Source organism: Candidatus Electronema sp. TJ (assembly GCF_048287355.1).
In the GTDB taxonomy this organism is placed as follows: domain Bacteria; phylum Desulfobacterota; class Desulfobulbia; order Desulfobulbales; family Desulfobulbaceae; genus Electronema.
Map to the genome: position 1 here is coordinate 1 of NZ_JBLWEP010000095.1, position 9,496 is coordinate 9,496.

General features: G+C 56.6%; 7 protein-coding genes. 2 read left to right on the plus strand and 5 right to left on the minus strand.

The features are described 5' to 3' along the window. A partial coding sequence (gene recB / locus ACNKID_RS07995; RefSeq protein WP_417912914.1) for an exodeoxyribonuclease V subunit beta occupies positions 1-3,465 on the plus strand: 3,465 nt, incomplete at its 5' end. Positions 3,466-3,655: 190 nt separating this feature from the next. Beyond that, positions 3,656-3,946, plus strand: a complete 291-nt coding sequence (locus tag ACNKID_RS08000) for a hypothetical protein (protein WP_417912915.1) — start codon at positions 3,656-3,658, stop codon at positions 3,944-3,946. Positions 3,947-4,069: 123 nt separating this feature from the next. Here the strand turns inward: ACNKID_RS08000 and nadC are convergent, their stop codons facing one another. From nadC to ACNKID_RS08025, 5 genes are all read right to left on the minus strand, one after another. After that, complete coding sequence (nadC, locus tag ACNKID_RS08005; protein ID WP_417912916.1) at positions 4,070-4,918, minus strand: carboxylating nicotinate-nucleotide diphosphorylase; 849 nt, start codon at positions 4,916-4,918, stop codon at positions 4,070-4,072. A gap of 138 nt (positions 4,919-5,056) precedes the next feature. Next, the gene (locus ACNKID_RS08010; RefSeq protein WP_417912917.1) at positions 5,057-5,401 is read right to left on the minus strand and encodes a two-CW domain-containing protein; all 345 of its coding nucleotides are present in this window, start codon (positions 5,399-5,401) and stop codon (positions 5,057-5,059) included. A 293-nt stretch (positions 5,402-5,694) separates the two neighbouring features. Continuing rightward, the gene (locus ACNKID_RS08015) at positions 5,695-5,892 is read right to left on the minus strand and encodes a hypothetical protein (RefSeq protein ID WP_417912918.1); all 198 of its coding nucleotides are present in this window, start codon (positions 5,890-5,892) and stop codon (positions 5,695-5,697) included. 122 nt (positions 5,893-6,014) lie between these two features. Beyond that, positions 6,015-9,143 carry a C10 family peptidase gene (locus ACNKID_RS08020; protein ID WP_417912919.1) on the minus strand — a complete coding sequence of 1,043 codons (3,129 nt, stop codon included), beginning with the start codon at positions 9,141-9,143 and terminating at the stop codon, positions 6,015-6,017. A 172-nt stretch (positions 9,144-9,315) separates the two neighbouring features. Next, the coding region (locus ACNKID_RS08025; protein ID WP_417912920.1) for a hypothetical protein at positions 9,316-9,496 on the minus strand (181 nt) is incomplete at its 5' end.

Consider the following 9,496-nt stretch of genomic DNA (forward strand, 5'->3'; position numbering starts at 1 on the left):
CTTGATCCTCTCAAGCTTCCCCTGCGCGGTCAGATTCTGATTGAAGCCAGCGCAGGCACAGGCAAGACCTACACCATCGCCCTGCTTTTCCTCCGCCTGCTGCTGGAGCAGGAGCTGGCTGCGGACGAAATCCTTGTCGTCACCTTCACCAAGGCGGCGGCTGAGGAGCTGCGGGGCCGCATCCGCCAGCGCATTCGCGACGCGCTCGACACGCTGGAACGCGGCGCGGCAGATGAGCAGGATCTGCATCAGCTGCTGCGTCAGGCAGGCGACAAGGACAAGACGGCTGTGCTGCTCCGCGACGCGCTTTGTCGGATGGACGAATCAGCCATTTACACCATCCACAGCTTCTGTCATCGGATGCTGCAAGAGCACGCCTTTGAGTCTGGCGCACCGTTTGAGATGGAGCTGACGGACAGCGAAGGCCTGCTGCGCGTGCGGATCATCGAGGATTTCTGGCGGCAGCGGTTCTATCCTGCCCCGCCTGAGGAGGCGGCATGGGCCTTGGCGCAGTGGGGTGCTCCAGCAGGGCTGCTGGCCGCGCTGGGAGGGCACTTGGAACGCGAGGACGTGGACTGCCTGCCGGATGTTCCGCCTGATGCGCTGAAGCAAGAGATGGCGGCGCAGGAGCAGCTGGCTGAAGAGCTGCGGCGGCAGTGGCGCAGCTGCGGCGGCGCAGTTGCCAGCCTGCTGCGGGAAAGCGGCAGCCTCTCGCAGAACAAGAAGGACGGCTACGCGCCGGAACGGTTGAACGCAGCCTTGGCATTGCTCGACCGTTTTGCCGAGACAGGGACGCTGCCTCTGCTGCCGCCGGAGGAGCTGCATCTGCTCAGCCGCAGCAAGATCAATGCCTCGCTGCTGAAGAAAAGCAAAGAGCCGCCGCCGGATCATCCGTTCTTTGACTGCTTCGAGGATTTCCTGTCGCGGCAGAAGAACCTGATGCGCAACCGGAGCGCAGCTGTGCTGCTGGAGGCCCGGCGCTTCCTGCGGGAGGAGCTGGCGCAGCGCAAGCAGGAGCAGAGTCAGCTCAGTTTTGATGATCTGCAAAGCTGGCTGGACAAGGGCCTGCGGGCGGATGCGGGCGGTGCGCTTGCCCGGCGTGTCGCCCGGCGTTTTCCGGCTGTTCTGGTGGATGAATTTCAGGACACCGACCCGCTTCAGTACCGCATCTTCAAAGCACTCCACGCGGCAGCGCAGGCCAAGACAGCCGGGCTGTTCCTGATCGGCGATCCCAAGCAGGCCATTTACAGCTTCCGGGGCGCGGAAATCTTCACCTACATGCAGGCCAAGCGCGACACCAGACCGCAGAACCGGCTGACCATGACCGTCAACCACCGTTCCAGCACAGCGATGGTTGAGGCGGTGAACACCTTGTTTGACATTGAAGCACCGTTCGGCTTTGCAAAAGAAGAAATTGATTTCCCCCGTGTGCAGGCGGCCGGACGGCAGGATGGTCATGCCTTCCAACTCGACGGGCAGCCGCAGCCGCCTCTGACCTGCCTGCTTTTGGAGGAAAGCGGGAAACCGCTGGCTAAGGCAGCTGCTGAGGAGCAGGCCGCCCGCCGCTGCGCCGCAGAGATCACCGCGCTGCTGAATGCCGGGCAGGCAGGACGCGCCAAGCTGGGTGACAAGCCGCTGGCTGCCGGTGACATCGCTGTGCTGACCCGCACCAACGAGCAGGCCGAGCTGATCCGGCAGGAACTGAACGCCGCAGGCATCGCCAGCGTCTGCGGCGATCAGGAATCCGTCTTTGCCAGCAAAGAGGCGCGGCAGCTGCTCCGGCTGATGAGCTGTCTTTGCGACCTCAGCAACCTGGCTTTGGCCCGCACTGTGCTGGCAGACGGCATCTTCAGCTGGACAGCGGAGCGTATTGACCGTCTGCGCGAAGACGACCAAGAGCGTGAGGCGATCATGGAGCTGTTCAGCAGCTGGCGGGAGACCTGGCTGCAGCAAGGCTTCCTGCCTATGTTCCAGCAGCTCCTCAGCGGACAGCGGGCAGTGCGGCGGCTGCTCAGCGCACCTTCAGGCGAGCGGGCCTTGACCAATTATCTCCACTTGGCCGAGCTGATTCAGGAGGCATCCCGCCAACAGCACAGCCCCAACGCCCTTCTGCGCTGGTTCAGCAGTCAGCTGCGGCAGCCGGAAGGGCAGTCCGAGGCCGAGCAGCTCCGGCTGGAAAGCGACGAGGACTTGGTGCGGATCGTCACTGTCCATAAGGCCAAGGGCATGGAGTATCCTGTAGTCTTTCTCCCCTTTCTTTGGACCTGCCGCCCTTGCGACAGCAGCAAACCTTTCTCCTTTCACCGGCCTGAGCAGCCGGAGCGGCTCTGCCTTGATCTCGGCACCGGCAGCGAAAAGAACCTTGCCTTGGCTGAGCGGGAGCGGCTTTCTGAAGACCTGCGCCTGCTTTATGTGGCGATGACCAGAGCGGCCCAAGCCTGCTTCTTCTGCTGGGGCAGCATCAAAGATATGGAGGACAGCGCATTCTTTTATCTCCTCAGTCAGTCTGGCGAAGAGGCCATGAAGCGGCTGGAGAGCGTGGCCGCAGTCAGGCGGCCGCAGGCATTGACCGCCCTGCCCAAGCTGATGCCTGCGGCGGCACCGGAGCAGCAGCTCTCTGTGGCCCGCTTCAAGGGCAGCATTGACAGCAGCTGGCGCATAGTCAGCTACTCAAGCCTGATGGCTGGCCAGCGCGAGAGCAGCCCGGAGCAGCCGGATTATGACGCGGACCAGACTGAAATGCTGTCTGACGCGCCAGAGAGCCGGGATGCTTTCAGCTTTCCCAGAGGCGCGGCGGCAGGCACCTGCCTGCACGGCATTCTGGAGCAGATCAGCTTCACTGATCCGGCTGGCCGTGAGGAAATCGTGCGTGCCGGGCTGGAGCGGGCCGGTTTCCCAGCCAGTCAGTGGCTGCCAGCAGTCACAGCCTGGCTGGAGAACATCCTGCGCACGCCTCTGCCCAGCCAAGACGGCACGCTCTCCCTCTCCCGCCTCAAGGACAGCGAGCGGATCAATGAAATGGCCTTTCATTTCCCGCTGGAGCAGCTGCGGCTGGCGCAGTTCAACCGGACCCTGGCTGCGTTCGGCACACCGCCTCTGCCGGAGAGCAGCGGCATCCTCAACGGCCTGATGACCGGTTTCATCGACCTTGTCTTCTGCTGGCAAGGGAGATATTACTTGGCCGATTACAAATCAAATCATCTCGGCAGCCGGGCGGAAGACTACAGGCCAGAACGGCTGGCCGCAGCCATGCTCGAACACCGCTACGACCTGCAATATCTGATCTACTCCATAGCCCTGCGCCGCTTTCTTGCCAGACGGATCAAAGGCTGTAGCTACGAGCGGCACTTCGGCGGGGTCTTCTATCTCTTTCTGCGCGGGATGCGGCCAGATTTCGGCGCAGGCGTGTTCGCAGACAAGCCGCCTCAGGCCCTGATCGAGGGCTTGGACAGCTGCTGCGGCTGACAGAGTCAATTGTTCTCTCTAAAAAGAGCTGAATGCCTGCGTTGATAAGTGCCTGTTTTTCTGAGGATCAAAAACCATCCATTCTATATATAAGAAGGTCTCCTTTTTATATATAAGAAGGGAACCCTTCTATATAGTAAAAGGTCTGGCTTTTGATTCGCAAAATCAGGCTGCTTGATTCGCAAAACCTATGCCTTTTGATTCGCAAAAGGCATGCTGTTTGATTTGGACATCGGGGACGGGCCTGCCCGCTCGCAGGTTGCGGGCTTTACCAGACCTGCTGCATAAATTATCCGCGAGCAGTTTGCAGCTCCATATTATAAACGGCATAGACAGCTGCGATGAAGCTGAAGCGAGACTAAAACGCTTTCTTCTGCTGCGGTGCTGCCCGCTTGACATGCGGAACACCTTTACGCTTCGGCAGGCGGCGGAAGTTGCGCAGGCCGCGTTCGACAACGTCAAGCCGCTTGGCAAAGGTTGAACGCTGATCCCCTGTTGACCGCTTAACATCCTCATCACTCAAACTTTGCACGCTTTCGTATCATGCACACAAGCTGCGCAGACAGATACGATTGATGCAAGAGGTCTCATGCAGGGAAAAGCCTTATGGAGCGAGCTGCTCAAGCCAGTCCAGCCCAATGTCGCAGGCCGGTGCGGAATGCGTCAGCGCGCCGACCGAGATGATGTCCACCCCGGTTTCGGCTGTCGCCCGCACCGTGCGCAGGTTCACCCCGCCTGATGCTTCGATCAATGCCCGGCCTGCGATCAGCTCCACCGCCTGCCGCAGCATCGGCGCATCCATGTTGTCGAGCATGATGACCGGCACGCCGCAGGCAAGGCATTCCTCCACCTGAGCCAGCGTGTCGGCCTCCACCTCGATGTTGATCGTGTGCGGCGCAGCGGCCCGCGCCCGCCGCACCGCCTCGCTGATCGAGCCGCAGGCGGCGATATGGTTGTCTTTGATCAGCACGCCGTCGCTGAGGCTGAAGCGGTGATTGCGTCCGCCGCCGCACCGCACTGCGTATTTCTCCAAGAGGCGAAGTCCAGGCGTGGTCTTGCGGGTGTCAGCAACAGCGGCCTTGCATCCTTGCACAGCGTCCACGTGCTTCCGGGTCAGTGTGGCGATGCCGCAGAGCCTCTGAACAAGGTTGAGTGCCACACGCTCGCCCCTGAGGATGCTGCGCACGGATCCGCTGACAGTCAGCAGCGTTGCTCCAGGAGCGGCGCAGGTGCCGTCCGGGATGCTGCCGGAACAACGCAGCCGCTCATCCAGCAGCCAGAAGACACGGGCCGCCACGCTCTCCAGTCCGGCGGCGACCAGCGGTTCTCTTGCCCGAAGGACAGCGGAGCCTGTTTCCGCGCCGGAAAAAATGGCTTCTGTGGTGATGTCACCGTGTTCGAGGTCTTCACGAAGGAAGCCTCGCAGCAGTTCGTCAAGAAGGAAGGTGTCCATGCTGCGCCTGCGGGAGTATGAAGAAAGGGGCGGTCATGGAGAGAATATACGCTGTCTGCGGAAAACAGCCAGCAGATAGTGCTATGTGCGCTGCGGAAAGGAAGGCAGGCTGCCGCCTGCCTCTCAGGGCCGTTGCAGTCAGGCGGCGTTTTTCTTGCCGTAGGTCTTGTCGTAATGCTCGCTTTGATAGAAGCCGCACTTCATGCAGGTGAGCAGCTTCATGACAAAAGTCCCCTGCACCTTGCCGCCGCAGAAAGTTCCGGCGACGCGCGCGCACTGCTGACCGTTGTCAGGCCAAGCAGGGCAGACACCATGCAGTTTGGCACCCAGCCCCCCTTTTTCGCGGCCGCATTTGTTGTATTCCCAGCAGTTCATATCTTCCTCCCACTCTGTTCCACTCTTGTTTTTCATAGTAAGGATGAGCTGCTGCTGCTCATGCAAAAAACATGCCTGATATTTCGGGATAATGCGCTGATTCTTCATATGAGCATGATTTGAGAATGATTTCTATTACGATTGGTGAACAGCACAGTTGAGGCGCTTTGCAGTTTGTGTAACTCTTATACAGAAGCGGGCAGCAGTTTGGGAAGTTTTTACTCAGGCGGGCAGCATCGCTGCAACCTGCTGAGAACGTTATCGGCACTGAAGCAGCTTGCGGCTATGAAGGAAAAGGTGCGCTGATTCAGCCGCAGATTCCAACTAAGAAAAATGCGAAGTGGCGGCGCGGATGGACAGTCATCATGAAATCTCCGCGATTTCAAGTTGAACGGACTTTTTCATGGATGCAAAGAAAATTCCGCCGTCTGGTTGTCCACCGGGAAAGGCAGCCCTGCTGCTTCTGTTTTATGTGGGCACAGCGAATAGCGGGACAGGTTCATTTGAGCCACCTGTGACTGGCTTTTTATGCCCATTGCGTCCCTCGCGGAAGAACGCACCACCGGCAGCCGGTTATGAATGAACAGCAGCGAATTCAAAATATTGCGCGGACGCACCGCAGGAGGAAAAAATCATGACGGAGCTGGTGGCTCCGTCATGATGGGCAGCGAGTGGTCGACGGCAGGGCAGAAACGCAGTCCCGCCGCCGAGGAATTAAGGTTTACAGCTTCGGCGTGTTGCCTTTGACAGTTTCTTCAGGAACCAGTTCTGCCGCTGGAGCGTCGCTTCGCAATGCTCTCAGCTGCCGGTCATCGACATCGACTCCTTCAGGCGATCCTCGCAGCACTCCTTCAGGCCGTTCAGCCTGCTTTGCTGCGGCAGAGGCATCAACAACGATTCCGCCATCGACCGGAGATGGAGCAAGAACTTGAAGAGTCACAGGTGTCAGTTTTGCGTAGTCGACATACAGGTAGTCAGTCGTCTCGCCTCGATACATCATCAGACCAGCTTTGCCGCTGAGCAAGCTGGCGTTTGTCACTGTAGCTACATGGATGTTGTTGATGTAGAACTCAATCGTTGAGCCTACAGCCCGGACACGCAACGTGTTCCACGCGCTGCCTTGGTTAATGGCACTGTGCTCGGTCCAAGCCACGAGGTTGGTCGCGGTCGTTCCCTGCATCTGCCAGACAGAGAACCATCCGTCACGGGTATATGTGAACTGATAACCGGAGTTCCAATAGCCGCTGCTGGCAGCAAGAGGTTCTCCTCTCAAGGCTATGCCAGTAGAATACGGTTCGCCGGAGCCTCGCCACATCTTGGCCTCATACTCAAAATCCGCATACTTTGTGTCATCGCCAAGATAGGTGCCGTAGTAAGCCGTTGCCCAGCTGTTTGCCAAGCCAGATGTGTAGAAATAGTAAGTGCTATAGAGATACCAAGGGGCATAGCCTGTTGGCCAGTACCAGTTGTAGGCATTCCCGCTGAACTGAGAATTGAAGCCCAAGTCAAAATAGCGAGGGCCATTCCAGCTGCCGTATCCGCCGCAGGAGCTGTAGGGCTGCACCCACCAAGAATAAGCCCCTGCCTCCAGAGGTGTTGCTGGTATTACTGAACATGTGACAGAATCACAGACAGAGCTGGCAGCTTTCCAGCCGTTCACAGGACTGAGCTGTCCGGTCGAGCTATTGTATGCATACAGATAATACCAATTAGCGTCTGCATCCTTGCTCCATGTGAAGGCCGGTTTCGTGTTGGCAATGGTGTCAATCGGAGAGACCAAGGTCACTGGGCCAGGATAGCAGCCAGACAGATGGAACGACATGAAATCGCTCCAAGGCCCGTAGCCAAGGGTATTCCATCCGATAACCTGCCATCTATGCCCTCCGGGGGACAATGCCGCTGCTGGAGTCACCGAGCAGGTGGAGGCAGAGCAGACAGAACTGGCCATATACCAGCCATTCATAGCCCCCGCCTTGCCGGTGGAGGTGTTTTGCACATTCAGGTAGTACCACGTTGCGTCTGCGTCCTTGCTCCATGTGAAGGTCGGCTTTGTGTTCGTTATGATGCCGGATGGCGAACTCAATATCACTTTGCCAGGCATGCCAGGCAGACGGAAGGACATGGGGTTGCTCCAAAGTCCGTAGCCGTGGGTGGAATTGTATGTTCTGATCCAGAAGCTGTGATCGCCGCTGGTCAATGTGGCCGGAGAAACAACAGAGCAGGTCGAACCAGAGCAAACCGAGGAACCCTGATACCACGTTGTGTTAACTGAGACCTTCCCAGTCGTGTAATTGTACACATACAGGGCATACCATGTGGCATCAGTCGCTGCATTCCATGTGAAGGTTGGTTTAGTGTTCGTTATGCTGCCTGATGGCGCAACAAGAGTCGCTGTTGCGGGCGGACCAGGAAGATAGAACGACATGGGGTTGCTCCAAGGCCCATAACCGTTCGGATTCCATGTTTGGATCCAGAAGCTGTGATTGCCGCCGGTCAATGTGGCCGGGGAGACAACAGAACAGGTCGAACCAGAACAAACCGAGGAACCCTGATACCACGTTGTGCCGACCGACACCTTTCCGGACGTGTAATTGTACACATATAAGGCGTACCATGTGGCACCGGAAGTGGCGTTCCACGTGAATGCAGGTTTGGTGTTTGTGATGCTGCCGGAAGGGGAAACCAGAGTTGCCGCCGGAGGAGGATTGTTGTTACCATCCGGTTCTATGCCAAATATTGCACCTTGGTTTTGATTAAACTGCTGCGTGCTCAAGGTAAAATTACCGTCTGAGTAGCCGCCCCAGCCCCAGTTGAAGTGGAAGTAATCGGAGTTGGCTCCGGAAACGCCGTCCACAACAAACGCATGTCCACCTGCCCCACTCCAGCCAACATAAAGAACAGGCCGTTGCGCATTCAGATCGGCAACAATTTTTGCCTGCCACTCAGCATCAGTGAAGCTGCTCTTCCACTGAAGAGATGTGGGTTTGTATTTAAAATACTTGCTGAATGCAGAAGCGATCAGAGAAGGACTACAGCCAGACCCGCTAGGTCCATAATTCATATTCACAGCAATGCCAGCATGAGACATCAGCGTTGCGACTGCATCGTTGTACGAGGTCAAACCGCCGTTGGAGGGCATGCTGGACCAATTATACGTTGTTGCCCCAAAATTGGCAGATAATGTGCCATATTTTGTATGACTATATGAATTACTGCCATTTCCTGTCGCAGGCCAGTTATGATACTTCATCACCTGCGCATATGCCGTGGCGCAGCAGCCTGTCAGGGCGTGTCCGTCCGGACCATTAGCATCCACCGGACACTTGCTGTTGTAATATTTCCCTTGATTCCACGTTGTGGTCAGCAGAGGCGCAATATCACCGACTGTTCCTTCTCCTGCTGTTTTTATACCATAGGCAGCAGGGCTGATATTTTTCCATGCGCTGCTACGGGAAGTTATGCTGCTTTGCGCTGCTGCCTCAACATTTGCCTTCACCTCATCCATCCACCACATAAATGTTGGAGGAAGATTATTAGGATCAATTGCGCCTGTTGTGGAATAACCTATTACTGGAACATGATATTTGTCATCACCAGCAACGATGCCCCATCCTCCTCCATCCATGTTGACTATGTAATAAGCAGGAGGTAAAGCTTTTCCTGATTTATTTTTCGTCAGATCTATCTGCTTATCAGAAACAGCTTTTATGCTTCGCTGGGCCCGATTTGTTATTTGCTCCAACCAGCTTTCAGCGGTTTTTTGTGCCGTATACTCGCTGACAGGAGCGGCAAATCCACTGCTTGAACCATATATGCTCACAAGTAAGCATAAGGCTATTTTTTTGGTCATAATTTTTCCCTCTGTTAATTTTCATAGTAAAACCAAAAAACTCCGCATCAACCGCTGCTCATGTGAATCAAATGATGTTCTTCACCTCTTTATTGGTTCAGGTTTAAGCTGCGTCGTGAAACCAGACCATTTGTCCACTATCTTGGCCCGCCTTCCTTTAGCATACCGTTTTTCACGATAAATTCAATATTATTTTGAATCCATGAACGAAACCTGCACACTTTCCTTCATAAAAGTTGGCTCGTCCACAGGTTTGAGTCACTGCCATGTTTTTCCTCCCCAAAAAAGACGTTGATTCACCTTTTGCGCTGCTGGCAACGCGCGGCGACTGTCTTTCATAGGGATCATCATCT